The sequence below is a fragment of the Variovorax sucrosi genome (assembly GCF_051216635.1).
Lineage (GTDB): Bacteria > Pseudomonadota > Gammaproteobacteria > Burkholderiales > Burkholderiaceae_C > Variovorax.
In genome coordinates, this window is sequence record NZ_JBPJZU010000002.1 from 285484 (window position 1) to 307639 (window position 22156).

Annotated in this window: 21 protein-coding genes; 11 read left to right on the forward strand and 10 right to left on the reverse strand. The window is 69.6% G+C overall.

Annotated features, from left to right (window positions below):
- Window positions 1-79: 79 nt before the first annotated feature.
- A complete protein-coding gene (locus ACSFBE_RS04410) occupies window positions 80-1303 on the reverse strand; it encodes a citrate synthase family protein (RefSeq protein ID WP_435489161.1) in 1224 nt (407 codons plus the stop codon).
- Window positions 1304-1413: 110 nt separating this feature from the next.
- Here ACSFBE_RS04410 and ACSFBE_RS04415 point away from each other — a divergent pair, with 110 nt between their 5' ends.
- From ACSFBE_RS04415 to ACSFBE_RS04440, 6 genes are all read left to right on the forward strand, one after another.
- Window positions 1414-2367 (forward strand): 2-hydroxyacid dehydrogenase, encoded by a 954-nt coding sequence (locus ACSFBE_RS04415; protein WP_435489162.1) that lies wholly within the window; start codon window positions 1414-1416, stop codon window positions 2365-2367.
- A 32-nt stretch (window positions 2368-2399) separates the two neighbouring features.
- Complete coding sequence (locus ACSFBE_RS04420) at window positions 2400-3122, forward strand: fumarylacetoacetate hydrolase family protein (protein WP_435489163.1); 723 nt, start codon at window positions 2400-2402, stop codon at window positions 3120-3122.
- The gene (locus ACSFBE_RS04425) at window positions 3119-3883 is read left to right on the forward strand and encodes an SDR family oxidoreductase (protein WP_435489164.1); all 765 of its coding nucleotides are present in this window, start codon (window positions 3119-3121) and stop codon (window positions 3881-3883) included. Before ACSFBE_RS04420 ends, ACSFBE_RS04425 begins: the two co-directional genes overlap by 4 nt.
- Before the next feature lie 61 nt (window positions 3884-3944).
- Window positions 3945-4919 carry a Bug family tripartite tricarboxylate transporter substrate binding protein gene (locus ACSFBE_RS04430; RefSeq protein WP_435489165.1) on the forward strand — a complete coding sequence of 325 codons (975 nt, stop codon included), beginning with the start codon at window positions 3945-3947 and terminating at the stop codon, window positions 4917-4919.
- Window positions 4920-5020: 101 nt separating this feature from the next.
- The gene (locus ACSFBE_RS04435) at window positions 5021-6028 is read left to right on the forward strand and encodes a Bug family tripartite tricarboxylate transporter substrate binding protein (RefSeq protein WP_435489166.1); all 1008 of its coding nucleotides are present in this window, start codon (window positions 5021-5023) and stop codon (window positions 6026-6028) included.
- Window positions 6029-6041: 13 nt separating this feature from the next.
- Window positions 6042-7382: a sulfatase family protein gene (locus ACSFBE_RS04440; protein ID WP_435489167.1), complete on the forward strand. Its 1341-nt coding sequence runs from the start codon at window positions 6042-6044 to the stop codon at window positions 7380-7382.
- A gap of 18 nt (window positions 7383-7400) precedes the next feature.
- Here ACSFBE_RS04440 and ACSFBE_RS04445 read toward each other — a convergent pair whose 3' ends face one another.
- On the reverse strand, window positions 7401-9281 hold the full coding sequence (locus tag ACSFBE_RS04445) for an alkaline phosphatase D family protein (protein WP_435489168.1): 1881 nt from the start codon (window positions 9279-9281) through the stop codon (window positions 7401-7403).
- 123 nt (window positions 9282-9404) lie between these two features.
- Here ACSFBE_RS04445 and ACSFBE_RS04450 point away from each other — a divergent pair, with 123 nt between their 5' ends.
- The 3 genes from ACSFBE_RS04450 (at window position 9405) to ACSFBE_RS04460 (ending at window position 13980) form a co-directional block, all read left to right on the forward strand.
- Window positions 9405-11222, forward strand: a complete 1818-nt coding sequence (locus ACSFBE_RS04450; protein WP_435489169.1) for a bifunctional metallophosphatase/5'-nucleotidase — start codon at window positions 9405-9407, stop codon at window positions 11220-11222.
- Window positions 11223-11384: 162 nt separating this feature from the next.
- On the forward strand, window positions 11385-13424 hold the full coding sequence (locus ACSFBE_RS04455) for an AsmA family protein (protein WP_435489170.1): 2040 nt from the start codon (window positions 11385-11387) through the stop codon (window positions 13422-13424).
- A gap of 55 nt (window positions 13425-13479) precedes the next feature.
- Entirely contained in the window at window positions 13480-13980 is a 501-nt protein-coding gene (locus tag ACSFBE_RS04460; protein ID WP_435489171.1) for an energy transducer TonB, read from the forward strand.
- Between the two features lie 56 nt (window positions 13981-14036).
- Here the strand turns inward: ACSFBE_RS04460 and ACSFBE_RS04465 are convergent, their stop codons facing one another.
- Entirely contained in the window at window positions 14037-14933 is an 897-nt protein-coding gene (locus tag ACSFBE_RS04465) for a LysR family transcriptional regulator ArgP (RefSeq protein WP_435489172.1), read from the reverse strand.
- A 72-nt stretch (window positions 14934-15005) separates the two neighbouring features.
- On the opposite strand from ACSFBE_RS04465, the gene ACSFBE_RS04470 reads away from it, so the two are divergent.
- Window positions 15006-15656 (forward strand): LysE/ArgO family amino acid transporter, encoded by a 651-nt coding sequence (locus tag ACSFBE_RS04470; RefSeq protein WP_435489173.1) that lies wholly within the window; start codon window positions 15006-15008, stop codon window positions 15654-15656.
- Between the two features lie 47 nt (window positions 15657-15703).
- On the opposite strand, the gene ACSFBE_RS04475 is transcribed toward ACSFBE_RS04470, so the two are convergent.
- From ACSFBE_RS04475 to ACSFBE_RS04495, 5 genes are all read right to left on the reverse strand, one after another.
- Window positions 15704-16588: a DUF6279 family lipoprotein gene (locus ACSFBE_RS04475; protein ID WP_435489174.1), complete on the reverse strand. Its 885-nt coding sequence runs from the start codon at window positions 16586-16588 to the stop codon at window positions 15704-15706.
- Between the two features lie 106 nt (window positions 16589-16694).
- Entirely contained in the window at window positions 16695-17522 is an 828-nt protein-coding gene (locus ACSFBE_RS04480; RefSeq protein ID WP_435489175.1) for an aspartate dehydrogenase, read from the reverse strand.
- Window positions 17523-17541: 19 nt separating this feature from the next.
- The gene (locus tag ACSFBE_RS04485) at window positions 17542-18291 is read right to left on the reverse strand and encodes an anti-sigma factor (protein WP_435489176.1); all 750 of its coding nucleotides are present in this window, start codon (window positions 18289-18291) and stop codon (window positions 17542-17544) included.
- Window positions 18288-18854 carry a sigma-70 family RNA polymerase sigma factor gene (locus ACSFBE_RS04490; RefSeq protein ID WP_435489458.1) on the reverse strand — a complete coding sequence of 189 codons (567 nt, stop codon included), beginning with the start codon at window positions 18852-18854 and terminating at the stop codon, window positions 18288-18290. Before ACSFBE_RS04490 ends, ACSFBE_RS04485 begins: the two co-directional genes overlap by 4 nt.
- An 88-nt stretch (window positions 18855-18942) precedes the next feature.
- The gene (locus ACSFBE_RS04495) at window positions 18943-19518 is read right to left on the reverse strand and encodes a DUF3455 domain-containing protein (RefSeq protein WP_435489177.1); all 576 of its coding nucleotides are present in this window, start codon (window positions 19516-19518) and stop codon (window positions 18943-18945) included.
- 180 nt (window positions 19519-19698) lie between these two features.
- Here ACSFBE_RS04495 and ACSFBE_RS04500 point away from each other — a divergent pair, with 180 nt between their 5' ends.
- On the forward strand, window positions 19699-20088 hold the full coding sequence (locus tag ACSFBE_RS04500; protein WP_435489178.1) for an FHA domain-containing protein: 390 nt from the start codon (window positions 19699-19701) through the stop codon (window positions 20086-20088).
- A gap of 9 nt (window positions 20089-20097) precedes the next feature.
- Here the strand turns inward: ACSFBE_RS04500 and mmsB are convergent, their stop codons facing one another.
- The gene (gene mmsB / locus ACSFBE_RS04505) at window positions 20098-20994 is read right to left on the reverse strand and encodes a 3-hydroxyisobutyrate dehydrogenase (protein ID WP_435489179.1); all 897 of its coding nucleotides are present in this window, start codon (window positions 20992-20994) and stop codon (window positions 20098-20100) included.
- 34 nt (window positions 20995-21028) lie between these two features.
- A complete protein-coding gene (locus ACSFBE_RS04510; RefSeq protein WP_435489180.1) occupies window positions 21029-22153 on the reverse strand; it encodes an enoyl-CoA hydratase/isomerase family protein in 1125 nt (374 codons plus the stop codon).
- Between the last annotated feature and the right edge of the window lie 3 nt (window positions 22154-22156).

Consider the following 22156-nt stretch of genomic DNA (forward strand, 5'->3'; position numbering starts at 1 on the left):
TCTGTTGCAGAGGCGCCGCCGAGGCGAATAGGCACTTTGCATGCCGACGATAGGGCGAGGGGCCTCGCGCCCGCAAGGCTCAAAGGGTAGAGGTCGTCGAGGCTCGGGCGCCTGGGAGGTGGGCGGCAGCGTCCGGCATCGGGCCGACGTAGCGCCCGCGCGGACGAATGACCTGCGCCACGCCAAGCTGCTCCAGGCTGTGCGCCAGCAGCCCGACGCTGCGTGCGGTGGCGAACAGGCCGAAGGCCGCATCGGCGGGCAAGCGGTAGTGCGCCACCAGCGCGGCCAGGGCCACGTCGATGTTGGGCTGCAGGCCGGTCAGCGCCGTCACTTTCTGGATGAAGCGCGCAATGGCCTTGGGCGGCTCGAACAAGGCCAGCAGCGCCGCCGCGCGCGGATCGCCATCGGGATAGAGGTGATGGCCGAAGCCCGCGAAGGGCGAGCCGGTCGACAGGTAGTGCGCCACCACCTTGTCGTCGCCCAGCCGCTCGACCTCGCTGAACAGCGCCTGCACGCGGCCCGAGGCATCGCCGTGCAGGGGCCCCGACAGCGTGGTCAGCCCGGCCAGCAGACAGGCCGGCAGCGATGCGCCGGTCGATGCGCTGATGCGGGCGACGAAGGCCGAACTGGTGAGTTCATGGTCGGCCAGCAGCACCATCGCCATGCGCAGCAGCTCGGCCACCTCGGGCGCTTGCTTCCACCCTTGCGCAAAGCGCAGATGCAGCGGCTGCTTGCCCGGCCGCGCGCCGAAGGCACTGGCCAGTGGCCCCACCAGGCCCTGAGCCTCGGCATGCAGCACGCGGGTCAGGCGGCCCCGGGTGGAATGCCCTTCGGCCGCCATGCCGGCCAGCACCGTGAAGGCCGCCAGCCGCCCCGGCCCCGGCCCGGGGCCGGTGCCGGATTTGCCCGCCCGCCCCGGCGCGGACGAGGCGGCGGATGAAAAGTCGATCGCCTGCTCGGCCCCCCACAGCAGCCGTGCCGCATCTTCCAGCGTGGCGGTGCGGGCCAGTGCCACCGCATCCTGCCCGCGGTAGTACGGCCGCCCGCGAAAGAAGGCGCACAGGGCGGTGGGAATGCTCGGCTCCGCGCCGAACAGCGTGTTGGCTGCCAGCGTTTCGTGTTTGCGGCCGGCCTGCTTGCGCCGGGCCAGGGCAGCGACGTCTTCGGCGCGGTACAGGCTGCGGCGCGTGTCGGCCGGGTCGGGCATGACTTCGAGCTTGCGGCGGCTCACGTAGGCGTAGACGGTCTGGGGCTGCACCCCGAGAAGGCGGCATGCCTCGTCCATCGAAATCCAGGAAGCCATGGTCGGATGCAAAGAGTTATATGTTGATTTTACACGTCAATATTGACCATTACATCAATCCATTTCTAACATGCGTCCACCCTGACGACAGACCCTCGAAGCCCACCGACATGAAGCCCCGCGTCCTGCAACTCAATCCGATCCTGATCCCCGCGATCAACGACCAGCTCGCCGCGCTCTACACGGTGCACAGGTACTTCGAGACGCCCGACCGCGAGGCCTGGCTGCGCGAGCACGGCGGCGCCATCGATGCGGTGATCACCGGTGGCCACACCGGCATCTCGCAGGCGATGCTGGCGCAGTTGCCGGCGCTCAAGGTCGTGGCCGTCAACGGCGTCGGCACCGACGCGGTCGACCTGGCGTACTGCCGCGAACGCCGCCTGCCGGTGACCGCCACGCTGGGTGCACTGACCGAAGACGTGGCCGACCTCGCGATCGGCCTGCTGATCGCGGCCTGCCGCAACCTGTGCGCCGGCGACCGCTTCGTGCGCGACGGGCAATGGCCGATCCACCCGCAACCCAGCGCCCTGCCGCTGGCGCGCCGCTTCAGCGGCATGCGGGTCGGCATCGTCGGCATGGGGCGCGTCGGGCGCGCGGTCGCGGTGCGGGCAGCGGCCTTCGGCTGCACGATCCGCTACACCGACCTGCGCCGCATGGACGACCTGCCGCACACCTTCGTGCCGGACCTCGCCGAGCTGGCGCGTGACGTCGATGCGCTCGTGCTGTGCGCCGCGGCAGACAAGGCCGAAGGCATCGTCGACGCCCGCGTGCTCGATGCGCTCGGCCCGCGCGGCTTCCTGGTCAACGTTGCGCGCGGTCGGCTGGTCAACGAGGCCGACCTGACCGAGGCGCTGGTCGCCGGACGCATCGCCGGTGCCGGGCTGGACGTGTTCGTCGACGAGCCCCATGTCCCCGCTGCGCTGCGCGAATCGGACCACGTCACGCTCCAGGCCCACCGCGCCAGCGCCACCTGGGAGACCCGCACCGCGATGGGTCAGATGGTGCTCGACAGCATCGCCCAGGCGCTGGCCGGCGAACGCCCGGCGATGAGCCTGACGACCTGAGCCCACGGCTGCCCCACACCCACCCCCACGCCATGACGGACTTCGTCTTCCCACCCCGCGCGCCGAGCACCCTGCCGGTGGTCGGCAGCGACGCACGCTTTCCCATCGGCCGCGTGTTCTGCATCGGCCGCAACTACCGATGGAGCCCCGACGAGGCGCCGCCGCTGGAGATGCCGGCCTGGTTCATGAAGCCGGCCAACGCAGTGGTGCCGGCGCAAGGAAGCCTGCCCTACCCGCCCGGCACCGACGACTTCTGCCACGAGATCGAACTCGTGGTGGCAATCGGCCGCGGCGGCCGCGACATCGACCCGGCGCAAGCGGAACCGGATCACATCTGGGGCTATGCCGCCGGCCTGGACCTCACGCGGCGCGACCTGCAGCAGCAGGCCAAGCGCGCCGGCGGCCCCTGGGAGCCAGCCAAGGCCTTCGACCACTCGGCGCCGTGCACACCGCTGGTACCGGCCACGGCATGTGGCCACCCCGGGGAAGGCGCGCTGTGGCTGGCGGTCAACGGCATCGATCGGCAGCGTGCCGACCTGGCCGACCTGCTGTGGCCGGTGCCCGCACTGGTGGCGATGCTGTCGCGATCGGTGGCGCTCGCGCCCGGCGACCTGATCTACACCGGCACGCCCGCTGGCGTGGGCGCGCTGCAGCCGGGTGATGTCGTCCGTGGCGGGGTCGCGGGCATCGGCGCGTTCGAAATGACCGTCAGCAGTGCCCCCGTGCATGCATCACGACAAGGAGACACCCTTTGAACGCAAGCACCCCCAAGAAGATCGCGCTGGTCACCGGCGCCGGCAGCGGCATCGGCCGCACCGTGGCGCTCGGCCTGCTGGACGATGGCTGGGCCGTCGTGCTGGCGGGCCGCCGTGTCGAGCCCCTGCAGACCCTGGCGGCCGAGGCCGAAACACGCGGCCAGACGGCCATGGCGGTGCCCACCGACGTGACCGACCCCGACAGCGTGCAGGCGCTGTTCACCGCCATCGAAGGCCGCTTCGGCCGGCTCGACCTGCTGTTCAACAACGCCGGCGTGAACGCGCCCGCGGTGCCGATGGACGAACTGCCGCTGGACAAATGGTTCAGCGTGATCAACACCAACGTGACCGGCGTGTTCCTCTGCGCCCGCGCGGCCTTCGGGCTGATGCGCCGCCAGTCGCCGCAGGGCGGGCGCATCATCAACAACGGCTCGGTCTCGGCGCACACGCCGCGCCCCTTCACCGCGCCCTACACCGCCAGCAAGCATGCGGTGCTGGGCCTGACCAAGGCCCTGGCGCTGGACGGCCGCGCCTTCAACATCGTGGCCAGCCAGATCGACATCGGCAATGCGCTGACCGAACTGTCGGAGCGCATGACGCGCGGCGTGCTGCAGGCCAACGGCACGACCGAACCCGAACCCATGATGGACGCGCGCCACGTGGCCGACGCGGTGCGCCACATCGCCGCGATGCCGCTCGGCGCCAACGTGCTGAACATGACGGTGATGGCCAGCGCCATGCCCTACGTCGGGCGCGGCTGAGCACCCGACCCGCGCCTGCAGGCGCTTCATGACGATCGATCAACAACCAAAGGAGACAAAGATGAAACTCAACCCACTGCTCAAGGCCTTCGCCATCTCGGCCACCCTGGCCGTGCTGCCGCACGCCGCATCGGCACAGGCCTACCCGACCCGTGCCATCAAGATCATCGTGCCGGCCCCGCCGGGCGGTGCCATCGACACCATCGCCCGCGTGGTCGGCGACAAGCTCGCCATCTCGATGGGGCAGCCGGTGGTGGTCGACAACCGGCCCGGCGCGTCCAACAACCTCGGCACCGACGTGCTCGCCAAGTCGGTGCCCGACGGCTACACCATCGGCATCGTCGGCGGCAGCCACAACACCAACAAGTTCCTGTTCAAGAACCTGGGCTGGGACCCGGAAAAGAGCTTCGAGCCGATCGTCTACACCCACGAGGTGCCGCTGGTGTTCGCGATCTACCCGCAGATTCCGGCCAAGACGCTGCCCGAGTTCATCGCCTGGATGAAGGCCAACCCCGACCAGTCCAAGGTCGCCACGTCCGGCCGCGGCAGCGCGCAGGAGATGGCCGCCGAGATGTTCCGAATGGCCAGCGGCGCACCGATGCTGCTGGTGCCCTACAAGGGATCTTCCGCCGCGCACCCGGACCTGCTGGCCGGGCGCACCGCGCTCTACATCGACACCATCAGCGCCATCCAGTCGCAGGCCAAGGCCGGCAACGTGCGCGCCATCGCGGTGTCGACGCGCAAGCGGGCCTCGTCTTTGCCCGACGTGCCGACCGCCGACGAACAGGGCCTGAAGGGCTACGACGCCAACACCAACGGCGGTTTCCTGGCGCCGGCCGGCACGCCCAAGGCCATCATCGACAAGCTCAACGCCGAGATCAACGCGGCGCTGAAGCTGCCCGATGTGCGCACCAAGCTGGAGGCGGCCGGCATCGAGATCCAGGGCGGCACGCCACAGGCCTATGCCGCGCTGATCAAGTCGGACATCGCCAAGTGGGGCAAGGTCGTCAAGGACGCGGGCATCGCGGCGGAGTGATGGCGCGGCCTCGGGGCGCGTCCGCCCCCAGGGGCTCGCGGCGAGGCGGCAAAATCAAGGGGTGCATGGCTTCCCATGCCCGTCCACCACCGGAACACCCCATGACGCCTTTCTCTTCGCGCCCGCGCCGGCTGCTCACCCGCCGCATCGCCACCCTTGCCGCCGTGGCCGGCATCGTCGCCACCGCCCTGCCGGGCGCACATGCACAAGCAAAGCCGCAGCTCGACGGCCCGCTGCACATCGTGGTCGGCTACGCGCCCGGTGGCGCCACCGACCGGGTGGCGCGCATCGTCGGCGACAAGCTCGCCACGCGCCTGGGCGTGCCGGTGGTGGTCGACAACAAGGCCGGCGCCGGTGGCCGGCTCGCGGCCCAGCAAGTGAAGGCCACCCCGGCCAACCAGAACGTGCTGATGCTGGCCAACCCGGCGGTGATGATCGTCGCGCCGCTGGTCTTCAAGGACAACAGCTACGACCCGGAGCGCGACTTCGTGCCCGTCTCGCATGTCAACAACTACGACTTCGCACTCGCCGTGTCGCCCTCGCTGCCGGTGCGCGAACTGAGCCACCTGCTGGCCTGGATGCGCGCCAACCCGACGCAGGCCAACGTCGGCGTGCCGGCCACCGGCAGCCTGCCGCATTTCTTCGCGCTGATGGTCGGCGAAAAGGCCGCAGTGCAGACGCAGGTGATCGGCTACCGCGGCTCGGCGCCGCTGCTGAACGACCTGCTCGGCGGCCAGGTGCCGGTGGCGGTCGACACGGCCGACGTGGTGCTGCCGCAGCACGAGGCCGGCAAGCTGCGCATCCTCGCGCTGTCGGGCGCGCAGCGCTCGGCCTTCGCGCCCAAGATCCCGACCTTCAAGGAAGCCGGCCTCGACCTGTCGGCCACCGGTTGGAACACCTTCTTCGCACCGGCCAGCATGCCCAAGGACAAGGTCGAGCGACTGGCCAGTGCCATCCACGCGGTGATGCAGGACCCGGACACGACGCGCCGCTTCAAGGATTCGCTGATGACGCCGGTGGTGAGCACACAGGCGCAGACCGCCGCGATGCTGAAGGCCTACCGCGCGCAGTGGGCGCCGGTGGTGCAGAAGTCCGGCTACCAGCCTTGAGGGCGGAGGCAGGATGGCAACGCAATTGAAACGGCCGAACATCGTCTTCATCGTGGCCGACGACCTCGGCCATGCCGACCTCGGCTGCTATGGCGGGCGCGACGCGGTCTTCGGGCCGGTGTCGCCGGTGCTCGATGGCCTCGCAGCCAAGGGGCTGAAGCTGACGCAGGGCTACGCGAACTCGCCGGTGTGCTCGCCCACCCGCTTCGCGATGATCACCGGCCGCTACCAGTACCGCCTGCGCGGCGCGGCCGAGGAACCGATCCGCAGCGACAGTCGCGGCAGCACCGCGCTGGGCCTGCCGCCATCGCACCCCACGCTGCCTTCGCTGCTGCGCGACAGCGGCTACCGCACGGCGCTGATCGGCAAGTGGCACCTGGGCTACCCGCCGCACTTCGGGCCGCTGCGCTCGGGCTACGACGAGTTCTTCGGGCCGCTGTCGGGCGGCGTCGACTACTTCACCCATTGCGATTCGCGCGGCACGCACGACCTGTGGATCGGCGAAGAGGAGGCGCAGGCCGAGGGCTACCTCACCGACCTGCTCTCGCAGCGCGCCGTCGACTACGTCGGCCGCATGGCGCAGCAGCCCGAGGGCGACGCCCGGCCCTTCTTCCTGAGCCTGCACTACACCGCGCCGCACTGGCCGTGGGAGACGCGCGACGACGCGGCCAAGGCGCCCGCGGTGAAGGACAACCTGTTCGACCTGGCCGGCGGCAACATCCATGTGTACCGCCGCATGATCCATCACATGGACGAAGGCATCGGCCGGCTGATGGCGGCGCTCGAGGCGCATGGCATGGCCGACAACACGCTGGTCGTCTTCACCAGCGACAACGGCGGCGAGCGCTTCTCGGACAACTGGCCGCTGGTGGGCGGCAAGATGGACCTGACCGAAGGCGGCATCCGCGTGCCGTGGATCGCGCACTGGCCCGCCGTGATCGCACCGGGCAGCGAGAGCCGGCAGCTGTGCATGACGATGGATTGGTCGGCCACCATGCTCGATGCGGCCGGTGTGTCGGCCGATGCGGCCTACCCGCTCGACGGCGTGTCGCTCATGCCGGTGCTGCGCGATGCGGGCCACAGTTTCGAGCGACCGCTGCACTGGCGCATGAACCACCGTGGCCAGCAGGCGATGCGCGACGGCGAGTGGAAGTACCTGCGCGTGGACGGCAACGACTACCTCTTCGACCTTTCCGCCGACGAGCGCGAGCGCGCCAACCTCGGCAAGAAGGAGCCCGAGCGCCTGGCCCGGATGCGCGCCGCGTGGGAGGCCTGGAGCGCCGGCATGCCGCCGATCCCGGCCGACGCGACGATCAGCCTGGGCTATTCGGCGAAGGACATGCCGCAGCGCTGACGGCGTTCAGGCTCCGGCTCAGCCGATCACCGGCACCGCCGTGCCGCCGGCGGTCGCCGCGACCGTGATCGTGCGGCCCAGCGTGGCGGTGTACGTCGGCTCCTTCACGCTGCTCACGTACACGTACTCGCCCTTCACCTGGGCCGGCGTGACGGTCATCACCAGGTAGCCGCGGCGCGTGGTGTCGCAGTAGCTCACGTCGTCGATCAGCCCCAGCCCGGCACCGATGGCGGCGTTGCCCAGTTGCGGCACCAGCGCGCTGCCGTCGATGGAGCTGGCCAGCGCACCGAGGCCGGCGCCTTCGAAGCCGGACGAACTCACCGAGGTGCCTGCGAATTCGACGCCGACCTTGTCGCCGGCCAGCGTGCTGAGCTGGTTGAACCAGCCGTTGTGCGAATCGCCCGAGAGCGTCACCAGCCGCTTGCCCTGCGTCTTGACGGTCTGCAGGATGGCCTCGCGCTGGGCCGGATAGCCGTCCCACGAATCCAGGCTGTAGGGCAGGCGCGGGTTGGTCACGGGGTCGAGCAACGCAGTCTGCGTGGGCGTGAGCGCGCCCGGTCCGGCGGCGGCGCGGGTGGCCTTCGCCGTGAGGTAGGCAGAGATGGCCGCAGGCGCGGCGGCCGGGCTGGCCAGCACGGTCGAGAGCACCGAGCCCGGCAGCCACATGCGCGCCATGATGGTCTGGTTGCCCAGCAGTTGCCAGGTCGCACTCGACGCCTGCATGCCGCTGGTGAGCCAGTTCTGCTGCTCGGCGCTCATCATCTGGCGCGATGCGTCGGCGCGGATGCCACCGGCGTTGGGCGTGATGCCGGCCAGGTAGCGCGCGATGCCGCCGTCGGCGTCGCCGTAGTTGTCGTACTGGCGGTCCCGGCCTTCGAGGCGGGTGTCGAGCATGTGCAGGGTGAAGATGCGGCCGAAGTCGAAGCGGCGGTAGATCTTCAGCAGGTTGGCCGGATCGGGCGTGCGGATCGGCATCCACTCGTGATAGACCCGGGCCGCAATGTTCTTGCGCGTCACCCAGTCGCCCTGCGTGGCCGGGTTGTGGTTCTCGGCACCGTTCACGTAGCCGTTGTTGGCGATCTCGTGGTCGTCCCACACGGTGATCCACGGCATGCGGGCGTGCGCCGCCTGCAGGGCCAGGTCCGACTTGTACAGCGCATGGCGCGTGCGGTAGTCGTTCATGGTCACGATGTCGTTGGCGGGGCTGGCGATGCGGTTGCCCGGAATGCTGGCGTTGCCGTACTTCTTCGGGTCGGAGCCGTACTCGTAGATGTAGTCGCCCAGGTGCAGCGCGTACTGCGCGTCGGACTTCGCTGCGGCGTCGTAGGCGTGGAAGTAGCCCTCCGAATACAGCGCACAGGAGAACACGGCGAACTTCACCGATGCAACGTCGGCCGCGGGCAGCGTGCGTGTGGTGCCGACCGTCGACGTGGCGCCGGTGGCATCGCGGAAGCGATAGAAGTAGCTGGCGCCGGCCGCGAGCCCGGTCACGTCGACCTTGGCCGTGAAGGAGGCCGCCTCGGTCGCGGCGACCGTGCCGCTTCGCACGATGCTGGCGAAGGCGGCGTCGTTCGCCACGTCCCAGGTCAGCACCACGTCGGCGGTGCTGGCGGGCACCTTGGCGTGGGTCCAGAGGATCACGCGGTCGGTCAACGGATCGCCGCTGGCCACGCCGAAGGCGAAGGCCGCGGGCGTGGGGGCCGGCGGGGCCGGCGCGGGTGCCGGGGCCGTGTCGTTCCCGCCGCCGCCGCAGGCAGCGAGCGAACCGACCGCCGCGAGCGCGACCGCGCTGGACGAAGACTTGACCAGGAAGTCGAGGAAGTCGCGCCGCCGGCGGTTGGCAAGCTCGCGAGGGTCGGTGTCGGGCTGCGGTGCGGGCGGGATGTGGCGGGTTGTCATTCGAATGCTCCGGTGGGGAACTCCGATTGAAGCCAGCGCGCATGACGCGGCCGTGAAATGCGTCACGGTTGCGTCATGCCCCGTCCCTAGCATCCGCCCCATTCAACACTTGAGGAGGCTGCGATGAACATGCACCGAAATCGACTGCGGCTGGCCAGCATTCTTCTGGCCCTGTCAGTGACAGCCTGCGGCGGGGGCGACGACGATGTCGCCGCCACGCCGCCGCCCACCACACCCCCACCCACCACGCCAGCCCCGACGGTGCCGGCCACGATGGCCATCAAGCTGATCGCCTTCAACGACCTGCACGGCAACCTCGAGCCACCGAAGACCTCGATCACCGCGCCCTCTTCCGCTGGGGGCACGGTGGCGGTGCCGGCCGGTGGCGCGGCCTACATGGCGTCGGCCATCGCGTCGCTCCGGGCGAAGAACCCGCACCATGCGGTGGTGTCGGCCGGCGACATGATCGGCGCGTCGCCGATGGTGTCCGCGCTGTTCCTCGACGAGCCGACCATCGAGGCGGTCAACGTGATGAAGATCGACTTCAACGCGGTCGGCAACCACGAGTTCGACAAGGGACAGACCGAGTTGCTGCGGATGAAGAACGGCGGCTGCGCCAAGAACACGGCACTGGAACCGTGCCAGGTGAACAAGGCCTTCCCCGGCGCCAACTTCGGATTCCTCGCGGCCAACACGGTGAAGGCGGACGGCTCGACCCTGTTCCCCGCCACCGGCGTCAAGAGCTTCACACAGGGCGGCGCGACGGTGAGGGTCGGCTTCATCGGCATGACGCTCAAGGGCACGCCGAGCATCGTCACGCCCGCCGGTGTGGCGGGGCTGACGTTCAAGGACGAAGCCGACACGGCCAATGCGTTGATCCCGGGCCTGCGCGCGCAGGGTGCCGATGTGATCGTGGTCGTGGTGCACGAAGGCGCCACCGTCACCACGGGCTACAACGACAAGAGCTGCGCCGGGCTCAGCGGCGACCTGCTGCCCATCCTGAACCGGCTCGATGCGAGCGTCGACGTGGTCATCTCCGGCCACACCCACCGTGCCTACGTCTGCGACTACGCCAAGACCAACGCGGCCAAGCCCTTCCTGCTGACGAGCGCCGGCCAGTACGGCACGCTGGTGACGGACATCAACCTCAGCGTCGACACGGCCACGCGCAAGGTCACGGCCAAGGCGGCCGACAACGTCATCGTGCAGGGCGAGGCCTACACCAGCGGTGCGACCACGGTGGCGCTGACCGACCAGTACCCGCGGTTCGAGAAGAACACCGAGATCGCCGGGCTCATCACGCAATACCTGACGGTGGCCGCACCGCTGGTGCAGCGCGTGGTGGGCAAGCTGAGCGGCCCGGCCACGCGCACCAACGTGCCCTCGCGCGAGAACACCATGGGCAACCTGATCGCCGATGCACAACTGGCCGCTACCGCGCCCGCGGCCAAGGGCGGCGCGCAGATCGCCTTCATGAACCCCGGCGGCGTGCGCGCCGACCTGGTGCCCGCCGCCGACGGCAGCGTGACCTACGGCCAGCTCTTCAGCGTGCAGCCCTTCGGCAACAGCCTGGTGGTGAAGACCATGACCGGCGCGCAGATCCGCGCGCTGCTGGAGCAGCAGTTCAACAGCGGCAGCAACACCGTGGCCGCGCCGCGCGTGCTGCTGCCCTCGGCCGGCTTCAGCTACAGCTACAACCTCGCGGCGGCCGCGGGTTCGCGCATCACGGCCCTGGCGCTCAACGGCGTGCCGCTGGTCGACGCCACGTCCTATCGCGTGACGATGAACAGCTTCCTCGCGACCGGCGGCGACAACTTCACCGTGTTCAACCAGGGCACGAACACCCTGGGCGGCGACCAGGACATCGATGCGCTGGAGGCCTACATCAAGGCCAACGACCCGCTCGCACCGCCGGCGACGACGCGCATCACCGCGCTGTAGTCGGCCCCGCAGCGCACCGCGGCGTGGCAGGGCGGCCACGCCCGAAAGCGCTGTCTGACATGCGAAGCCCGCAAGCGCCGACGCGCGGCCGGCGCCGCCCGGCGACCATGGCGAAAACAACGTGGCGCGTGCGCTCCGTTCGTGCGCGTCGCCCCCTTGCCCATGACTTCGTTCGCCAGCACCACGCGCCGCCATCCCGTCCTGGCCGGGGTCGCGGTCGTGGTGCTTCTCCTCCTGCTGCTGATCGCGCTGTTCGACTGGAATTGGGTGCGCCCCCCGCTGGAGCGCTACATCTCGCAGAAGACGCAGCGGACCTTCCGCATCGACGACCTGCACGTTCGCCTGGGCTTCACGCCGACCATCCGGATGCGCAACCTCTACTTCGGCAATGCCGACTGGTCGAAGGAACCGGCGATGGCGAAGGCCGAGATGGTCGAATTCTCGGTGTCGCTGCGCGACCTGCCCGACAAGATCCTCATTCCCCGGGTGGCGTTGACCAAGCCCGACCTGGTCTTCGAGAAGCTGGCCGACGAGCGCCGCAACTGGGTGCTGGCCGAGCCGACCGACGCCAGGTCGCCCAGCAAGCTGCGCATCAGCACGCTGTCGGTGGACAACGGCCGGCTGCGCTACATCGACCACGGCGAACCCTTCGACCTGGACGTGCAGGCCAGCACCTTCGACCCCAGCAAGGCCGAGAAGGTGAAGGATGCCGACGCCGCGCCGAGCAACGACCGCTACGCCACGCGCTACACCTTCGGCGGCAAGTACCACGGCTCGGCTTTCTCCGGCACGGCGATGACCGGCGAGGTGCTCAGCTTCCAGGAATCCGGCGTGCCCTTTCCGATCCAGGGCGACCTGCGGGCGGGCACCACCCGGGTCCGCGTCGAAGGCACCATCGCCGACGCCGCCGACATCTCGGGCATCGACACGCGGCTGCGCATCGAGGGCCAGACGCTGGCCAACCTCTACCCCTTCCTGCTGCTGCCGCTGCCCGCGTCGCCGCCCTACCAGTTCGAGGGCCGACTGGTGCTCAAGGGCAATCGCTACAGCATTGATGATCTGGCCGGCAAGATCGGCTCGACCGACATCCAGGGCAAGGGCGCTTACGTCGACCGCGAGCCGCGGCCCCTGCTGACGGCCGACCTGCACAGCAAGCGGCTCAAGCTGGCCGATCTCGGCCCGCTGATCGGCGTGCAGACCAAGGCATCGGGCGGCAAGCCGGCGGCCTCGCAGGCCGGCACGGCCAACCGCGCGGCCGCCAAGGCCGCGGGCCGCGCCGCCGACCCCGAGCATGTGCTTCCCGCGGGCACCTTCGAAGGCAGCCGGTTGCAGAAGATCGACGCCGAAGTCGACCTCGTGGCCCAGCGCCTCGAGGTGCCCGACGCCCTGCCGCTCGAAAGCCTCAAGGCATCGCTGCGGCTGCACGACGCGGTGCTGAAGCTGCAGCCGCTGGACTTCGGCTTTGCCGGCGGCACCATCGGCGCGAAGATCGTGCTGGACGCGCGGCAGCCGACGATCGCTTCCGACGTACAGGTCAACTTCAGCCGCATCCGCATCGACCGGCTACTGCCCAAGCAGGACATGCTGGCCCAGGGCGCCGGGCGGGTGGGCGGCCTCGTGAAGCTGCGTGGCACCGGCAACTCGATTGCCGATGCGGCCGCGAAGGCCAACGGCAGCATCCAGCTGGCCGTGGCCAACGGCCGCATCTCGAACCTCGCCGATGCGTTGAGCGGGCTCAACGGCGGCAAGGTGATCCAGCTGCTGATGGCCGGCGACAAGACCATCGCGGTGAACTGCGGCGGCATCGCCTTCGACATCGCCAACGGCCAGGGGAGGTCCACCTTGATGGTGATCGACACCGAGCAGACGCAGATTCTGGGCACCGGCACCTTCGACCTGGGTCGGGAGCGCTTCGCGATCACGCTCGAGCCCAAGCCCAAGCAGATGGGCATCCTGTCGCTGCGCACGCCGGTGCACGCCCAGGGCAGCTTCCGCAACCCCGAATTCGGCATCGACAAGGGCCCGCTGCTCGCGCGCGCCGGTGGCGCGATCGCGCTGGCCGCCATGGCCCCCTTCGCAGCGCTGTTGCCGCTGGTGGAGACCGGCCCCGGGACCTCGACCCACTGCGCGGCGGTGCAGCGCGAGGTCGGCGGTGCGGTACAGCGTGCCCAGGGCGCGCAGCGTGCCACGAAGAAGCGCTGAGGGCCGGGCGCCGGTTCGGCTACAAACGAGCCTTCCTCGCCACAGGACCCCCACCGTGACCCACGATCTCGAGCCGCTTTGCCCCGCCCGGGCGCTTCGGGCAGCCGCCCGGCTTCGCGCCAAGCCACCGACAAATCCCCGTCGGGCCTCCCTGATTTTTCTGGGCGTCGCGCTTCTTGGCAGCGTGTCGGCGATGCAGGGTTGCGCCACCGGCAGCGAGGCCGATGCGTGGCCGGCCAAGGTCGTGGCATCGGACCAGCTTCGGCTGGCCGAACCCCTGCGGCTCAAGATGCCAAGACGGAACTTGAACGACCCGATGCCCAACGGAACCGCCGTATTGCGTCTGCACGTGGACGAGCACGGCAACGTACGCCAGACGGTGCTGGCTCGCAGCAGTGGAAACGCCGTCCTGGATGGCGCGGCAGCGCAAGCGTTCGTCGGCGCCAAGTTCATCCCCTATCGCGAAGCCAGCGTTGCGATGGCCGTCTCCACGCTGATGCCGCTGAGCGTCAAGGCTTCAGCGCAATGCCGCGGTCTGAGCCCGCTGGATTGCTGAGCGTCGTCCCTTCGGTTGTCGCACGACAGGCGCCGAGCGCCGAGCGCCCAGGCGCGTCAGAGTGGTAACAGCGCGCGCCGGGCCGCTGCCACGAGTTGCCGGGTCAACCCGCCCAGAAGCGCCGAGGCGGCACGCGCCTGCTGCCAATGCAGCGGAACGTCCAGCGGGGTTCTCGGCACCAGCTCGACCAGCGAGCCGTCCTTCAGGTGGTGAGCGATCAACGCCTGCGGATGCAGGCCCCACCCCATTCCGGCCAAGGTCGCGGTCACGAAGGCTTGCGATGACGGGAGGATGTGGCGGGGCAATTCCACCTGCCGATGGCACAGGCGGCGTGCCCACTGGGCCTGCAGTTCGTCCTTTGCATTGAAGACGAGGCTCGGTGCGCGGGCCAGGCTGCCGGCTCCGACGCCCGCCGAAAAATGACGCGCCATGAAGTCCGGACTGGCGGCAGCCACGTAGCGCATCGCGCCCAGTGCCCGGCTGTCGCATCCAGCGGCTGCACGGCCGCTGCCGGTCACCGCCGCCAGCACCGCGCCGCTGCGCAGCCATTCCGCCGTGTGGTCCTGGTCATCCACTGCGATTTCCATCAGCACCGGCGCCTCTGCCGCGAACGCGGCCACGGCCGGCGCGAACCAGGTGGCCAAGCTGTCGGCATTGACCGCGACGGGCAACGGCACCCGTGCAAGCCCTTCCGGCGCCAGTGTCGGGACGGCGCCTTCGAGTTCGTGCTCCAGCAGGCGCACGCGGTCCACGTGCTGACACAGGCGCCGGCCCGTTTCGGTGGGACGGCACGGCTGCGCCCGCACCACCAGCGCACAACCGATGCGCTCTTCCAACAGCCGAATGCGCTGCGAGATGGCCGAGGGCGTCACGTGCAGGGCGCGCGCTGCGCGCTCGAAACTTCCTTCTCGCACGACCGAGGCCAGTGCCGACAGCGACGAGTAGTCCAGCATTCGTAAGTATCTCTAAAGTGGCATTAACAGAGATAGTTTGTCTTCATCGGCTCGCACAGGCAAGCTTGACCGATGCTGAATTTTCAAGACGCCGCTTCGCTCGCGTTTCCCGCCTTCACCCAGGGCCTGGCCTTGAGCCTCGGGCTCATCGTCGCCATCGGCGCCCAGAATGCCTTCGTGCTGCGCCAAGGGCTGCGCCGCGCGCATGTGGGCACCGTCGTGCTGTTCTGCGCGCTGGCCGACGGCGCATTGATGGCGGCGGGCGTCATGGGGATGGCGCAGGCGCTGGGCGGTCGTCCCGGGCTGGCACGGGCGCTGGCACTGGCCGGCGCCGTCTTCTTGCTGGTCTACGGGGTCCAGGCCTTGCGACGTGCGCGGCGTCCGCATTCATTGCAGGCCGCGCCAGGCGATGCGGCCCTCAGCCGGGGCGCGGTGGTGGCGCAGGCTGCCGCCTTCACGTTGCTCAATCCGCATGTCTATCTGGACACCGTGCTGCTGGTGGGAAGCTTGGGCGCCCAGCAGCCCGGCGCGCTGCGAGGCTGGTTCGTCGCCGGCGCCAGCGCGGCCAGCCTGCTGTGGTTCGGGCTTCTCGGCTATGGCGCGCGGTGGCTGGCCCCCTGGTTTGCGCGTCCGCGAGCCTGGCAGATGCTGGACGGGCTGGTCGGCCTGACCATGGTGGTGCTGGCTGCCCTGCTGGTCGGGCGAGTCTTCACCGGCCTTTGAGCACATCCGCACGGCGAGCCACCGGCCACCCGCCGCCGATCCGGCCGCTAGTGCACGCCGATCAGGTCGCGGATGTCCTGCGCATAAGCCTGCAGGCGGCGCGCCGCCTGCGCGCGCTGCGCGGGACGCGTCGCGTTGTGCAGCTGCGCGATGTTGTTGCAGCTTTCCTGCAGCAGGGCCTGCTGGTAGTCGCGCCATGGGCCCGTCGGCGGGTCGGCGATGCGGCGGGCGTAGGCCACCAGGGCGGCCTGCACCTCGGCCGGACGCGCGCCGCTGTTGCTGAAGCCGCGCAGCAGCGCCAGCGACTCGCGCTGCCGCTGGCGCCGCTCGGCGTCGACCCGCCGTGGGTCGAAGATGGAACGGTCGGCCATCTGGCGCAGCAGCTTGCGCTGGCCGTCGTCCAACGTGCCGTAGAAGTCTTCGCTGCGTTCGAGGAAGGTCTCGTAGCGCTTGCGGTGCTGGCGTTCGACGCTGCGCTCCAGCCAGTCGCCGGCGTACTCGGCGTTGTTCTTCGCGTACTTGCCCTCGAGGTGCTGGAGCTGTGCATCGCCCAGGCCGAGCGCGAGCTCCGCGCCGGGGCCCGCCGCGTCGATGGCCGTCGCAAGCAGGCTGTCGCGCAGTTCGTCGCTGGCGGCGCAGACCTCGGCCGGCGTGACATTGGCCGGCGCAAGCCGCTCCGCTTTCTCGACCAGCGTCAGCAACTTGGGCAGTTCGTTCCTGCGGTGCCTCTCGAGCCACTGGGCGAGCTGCTCCTTCACCTGCGGCGTCTGGGCGCCGTTGAAGTCGACATAGCTGTCGAGCCACCAGTAGCCGAACTCCGGGAGGTTGTTGTAGGCCAGCTTGACGGCGCTGCACCCGATCAGCGAAGCGCCCAGCACCAGCGCACAGCCGATCTTCGCCAGCGTCGCAATGCAGGGGAATGGCAAGCGCATCGGGCTTCCGTGAAAGTGGGTGGTGATGCGTCCGAGTATCCGTTCAGGCGGGTCTCCGGGGTCTGTAGGCCGCGCGCGCGTTCGGCTGCGGTCCAGTGCGGAGCCGCTAGATGAAAGCGATCGAGCTGCCGCGGTTGTCCAGCGCCGCCAGCACGCTCATGCCCGTGATCTGCGAAGTTTTGGGGTTGGACGCCGCGCTGGCGCCGGCGACCTTCACCGTGAGCGTCGACGACGGCCCGACGGCCTCGATGAGGCCGCTGTTCCCGGCCGCCGACGGATCGGCGACGAGCTCCACCTTCGTCGCTTGCAGGCCCAGCCCGGCCAGCGCAACGACGGCCGCCAGGTTGGCGTTCTTGGGATAAAGCCGCGCCGCGTCGGCGGCCGTGCCGGAGAAGATCACGGTGCGCTCGGTCAGCGCGTCGAGGTCGAAGGGGCCATCGGCCGGCGTGTCCTTCCACGAGGCGGGCGGCTTGGTCGAGGTGTACTTCACGGAAGACAGCCCCGCGCGCCGCAGCGCCAGCAGGCCGTCGAGCCCCGCGATGGCGCCGATGGGCAGCAGCAGGCGGCTGGCGCCCTGCGCCGCCGCGCGTTCGAGCCGTTCGCGAAAACCGTCGTCGGCCAGGCTGCCGACCGAGATCATCGCCAGGTCGACGCCGGCTTCGAGAATGCGTTCGCCATGCGAAATGACGGCACCGTGCCCTGCCACTTCAACCGCGAGCTGCAGGTCGGCCGCCAGGAACGACGCGATGTCGGTGCACACGGCCACGCCGGGCGGCGCCACGCGCAGCGCCTCGCCCTGCTGATGTTCGCGCACGAGCAACGCGGCGAGCGTGTGGCCGCGCACGGGGGTCGCCGACCAGGCGTCGACCACCGAGCGGCCGATGGCGCCGAAGCCGATGAGGCCGACGCGTGTGGAGGGGTGGGAGCGTGTCATGGAGTGCAGAGGGAACGGGCTACATCACCTTGACGGCGCGCCCGATGAACTGGATCGGACCGGTCGGCCGGTCCAGCGGCGAGCCGTTCGCCGGCTCCAGCGTCAGCTCGAAAAGCTGGTTGGACTCCAGCGGCGGCAGTTTCTCGATGGGCACGCGCAGCGCGCGGCCCGGCTGTACCAGGCCCAGCGACACCGGCCCGCGCCAGCTGTCGGCCTTGGTCCAGAACTGCAGCGACTTGTCGGCCGGCACGGCGACGGTGCCCAGCGGGATGAGGCTCAGCTGTTCCCGCGGGCCGCCACTGGTCTGCACCACCCAGCCGGGCGCCTTGTCCTGCGGGGCGACCAGCACGACCAGGTACTGCGGCGTGGCGGGCGCCTGGATGCGCAGCACCAGCACGGCGGCGAGAACGGCCGCAGCCGCGAAGCCGGTCCCGGCCAGGCCGCGCCAGAGCTTCAGGTTGTCCCACCAAGTCTGCACGCCGGTGGCGGCGCGCTTCGCGCCATCGGCGGCGGCGGTCGCCTGCGACGCCACGCTGCGCTCGATGCGGACCCAGAGTGCGGGCGATGGCTCGACCGGGTCGGCCAGCGCGGTCAGCGGGTGCAGGCGCTGCTCCCAGGCGGTCACCGCGTCGCGCAGCACCGGCTCGACGGCCATGCGGGCCTCGACCTCGCGCCGTTTTGCGGCCGACAGGGTGCCGAGCACGTACTCACCCGCCAGCGACTGCAGGTCGTCGTCGTTCGGCGCTGAGGTGGGTGTGTTCGGGTTCATGTCATGCACTCGCGCAGGGCGCGCATGCCGCGGTTGATCCAGGCCTTGACCGTGCCCAGTGGGGTCTTCGTGCGCTCGGCGATCTCGCCGTGCGAACAGCCGTCGACGTAGGCCAGCACGATGCATTCCCGCCGGCCCGGTTCGAGTTGCGCAAGACAGTCGTCGAGCCGACCGAGGTCGACGCGGGTTTCGGCCTCATCGCGTGTGCTCGCATGGTGTTGCAGCGCCATCTCGTCTTCGAGCGCCGCGCCGGCCTCTTCGTCGACCGGCACGTCGCGCGCATGGTTACGAACCCAATTCAGCGCCGTGTTGCGCACCACGCTGTAGATCCAGCCCCGACCGGCGCCGCGTGCGGAATCGAAGGTCGTCGCACGCTGCCAGATGGCGACGAAGGCATCGTGCAGCACGTCTTCGGCGTGCTCGCGCTGCCGCACGATGCGCAGCGCCACGCCCAGCAGGTAGCGGCTTTCGCGGCGGTAGATCTGCGCCAACGCCTGCCGCTGCCCCTGTGCACAGGCGGCGAGTGCGGCGTCGTAGTCGAATTCGTCGGCAGCTGACAACAGGTGGCCCGGGTGGAACGGTGGAAGTGACTGGATGGTAGTCCAGCGCCCTCCGGTTTCCGCCAAGCCCCCTGCCCCGCGCTGGTGCGCTTTACGCGGCCTTCCAGAAGATGTAGTCGGCCTGGTACTTCACCGTCGTCTTCTGGCCCTTGGTCATCGGCGTGCAGGGCATCGACGCCGGTGCGATGCCGCCGGTGAGTGCCACGCGCTGGATGTAGGTCACGCCGGTCATGGCGCCGCTGCCCGTCGCGGGGTTGGCCTTCACCAGTTGGTACGGCAGCGCGGTCGGGCTCGACGGTGCCACCGCGAGCTGGGTGGCGGTGAGCTTCGAGCCGTCCATCGCCTCCCAGGTGGCGGGCGGGCCGTAGTACTTGCCGACCTGCCGCCCCATGCGGTCGTTCAGCACCGCGTTCGGGCCGACGAAGACCCATTCGGTCTCGCCGGGCATGTTGGCCTTGTCGCGGCATTCGTAGGTGATGTCGCCCACGCCCACGGTTTCCCAAGCGACCTTGTTGCCCATCGGCACCTGGATGCTCGGCGGCAGGCTGGCTTGCGAGAACGTGGACATCGGCGGGCGCGCGCCGGTCGAGCCGCAGGCGGCCAGGACGGCGGCCGAAGCGGCGATGGCGGACACGGCCAGGGTACGGGGTGAGATCAGTCCTTGCATGTGAGGCTCCTTCGAAGTGGTTGCAGTGGCGGGTGCGCAGCGTGTTGCTGCTGAATGAACTACCCGCGAGAACGACTTCTGGATGCAGGCGCGGCAAGTTTTTTTTTCGACGCGTCGAAATGACGCAGGCCTCGGCTCCGACTGACATCGACCGACATGGTTTGCTGCGATCATCGGGCCATGAGCGGCGCCAAGCTACCCACCCTCGCGATCCTCCTGCCGTCGGGCCTGTTCGAAGTCCATGTGCTGCCTGCCGGGCGCACCACGATCGGCCGTGCGCCAGCGAACCAGGTGATCGTGCACGACCGCCGCGTGAGTCGCGTGCATGCGGCCCTCACCGTCGACCACGCCTTCGTGACCATCGAAGACCTGAGCAGCACCAATGGTGTGTGGCTCAACGGCCGCAAGCTGACGCAAGAACCCCTGACCGACGGCGACGTGCTCACCCTCGGCGACTCCACCGTGCACTTCGCGTGGGAGAACCCCAACGACGTGTGCATCGAGGCCGAGCCGATGCCCTCGGTGCCAGGCTTGCGCCTGCCGGGGTACGAGTCGAAAGACACCGAGTGACCGGGGCGCTCAGCTCCTCTTCTGGACGAGCTTGATGACGCTGGAGAAGTCCAGCGCGCCGTAGCCCGCCAGGCTGTGTGCGGCATACAGGTTGCGTGCCATGCCGCCCAGCGGCGTGGCGGCGCGCACCGCGGCCGCGTTCTCCTGCGCCAGGCCCAGGTCCTTCAGCATCAGGTCGGTGCCGAAGCCACCGGCGTAGTTCTTCGACGCGGGCGATGTCTCCATCACGCCCGGCAGCGGGTTGTATTTTTCCAGCGCCCAGTTGCCGCCCGAGCTGCGCCGCATGATCTCCGACAGCACCTTCGGGTCCAGCCCGTTGGCCACGCCCAGCGCGATGGCCTCGGACGTCCCGATCATCAGGATGCCGAGCAGCATGTTGTTGCAGATCTTGGCGGTCTGGCCGGCACCGGCCGCACCGGCGTGGAAGATGTTGGCGCCCATCTTCTCCAGCACCGGCCGCGCGCGTTCGAGGTCGGCCTCACTGCCGCCGACCATGAAAGTCAGCGTGCCGGCAATGGCGCCGCCGGTGCCGCCCGAGACCGGCGCGTCGATGACGGCCACGCCGCGCTTGGCGGCCGCTTCGGCGACCTTGCGCGAGGTGGCGGCGGCGATGGTGCTGCTGTCGATCACCAGCGCGCCGGGCGCGATCTGTTCGAGGATGCCGGGTTGACCGTCGCTGCCGAGGTAGAGCCCTTCGACGTGCGCGCTGGCCGGCAGCATGCTGACGACGATCTCGGCGCCCTCCAGCGTGGCCGCCGCCGACGCGGCGATCGGCAGGCCGTCGGCCCCGAACTTGGCGCATGCCTCCTTCGACAGATCGAAGGCACTGACAGTGTGGCCGGCCTTCTGCAGGTTCATGGCCATCGGGCCGCCCATGTTGCCGAGGCCGATGAATGCGATCTTCATTTTTTGTCTCCGTTGATTTTGAGGGGGAAGCGGCTCAAACCAGTGTCACGAGCTCCGGCGCCATCTCGCCGCGGGCACGCAGGTGGTCGTCGACGAAGGCCGGCGTGATCTCGGCCAGCGTCGCCGGGTTCCACTTCGGGTTGCGGTCCTTGTCGACCAGCACCGCGCGGATGCCCTCGGTGAAGTCGGCATGCGCGCAGAAGCCGAGCGACGCCCAGTACTCCAGCCGGAACACCTCGGCCAGCGACATGCGCGGTACGCGCTGCCACAGTGCCCACGACAGCGCGACCGAGCTCGGCGCGCCCTTGGCGTAGGTCTTCACCGCCGTCTGCAGCCAGGGGTCGTCGCTCTGCAGCGCGCGCAGGCGCTGGTCGATGGCCAGCAGGTCGTCGCCGGCCAGCGTGGCGTTGATGCGGTCGAAGTGCTCGCGCAGCTTCGATGCCGGCAAAGCCAAACCATGAGCGCCCTCACCCGCCTGCGCCAGCAGCCTGGACATCAGCGCGCGGTCGGCGTCCGGCGTGCCCTTCCATCCGGCCGTCGTGATTGCCTCCAGCACCTGCGCCTTGGCAGCATGCGGCACCAGCACGTCGGCCAGGCCCGCGAAGATCGCGTCGGCCGCATTGATCTGCGCGGCAGTGAAGGCCAGGAACAGACCGGTGCGACCCGGCGTGCGGCGCAGGAACCAGCTGCCGCCGACGTCGGGGTACAGGCCGATGTTGACCTCGGGCATCGCGACGCGGCTGCCTTCGGTCACCACGCGGTGCGAGCAGCCGGCCATCAGGCCGACGCCGCCGCCCATCACGATGCCGTGACCCCAGCAGACGAAGGGCTTGGGGAAGGTGTGGATCAGGTGGTCGAGTTCGTATTCTTCGCCAAAGAAGCGCTCGGCGTACTCGTTGCGCTCGGCCTTGCAATCCAGCAACGTCTGGTAGAGCTGGCGCAGGTCGCCGCCGGCGCAGAAGGCCTTCTCGCCAGCCGCATCCATCAGCACGCCGACGATGCCGGCATCGGCGGCCCATTCGCGCAGCTTCGGCGTGAGCAGGCGCACCATGTCGACCGACAGCGCATTGAGCGAAGCCGGCGCGTTGAGCGTGGCCACGCCGAAGCGCTGGCCGTTGGCGGTGGGGATTTCCTGGAAGAGGACGACGGGTTCGGTCATGGG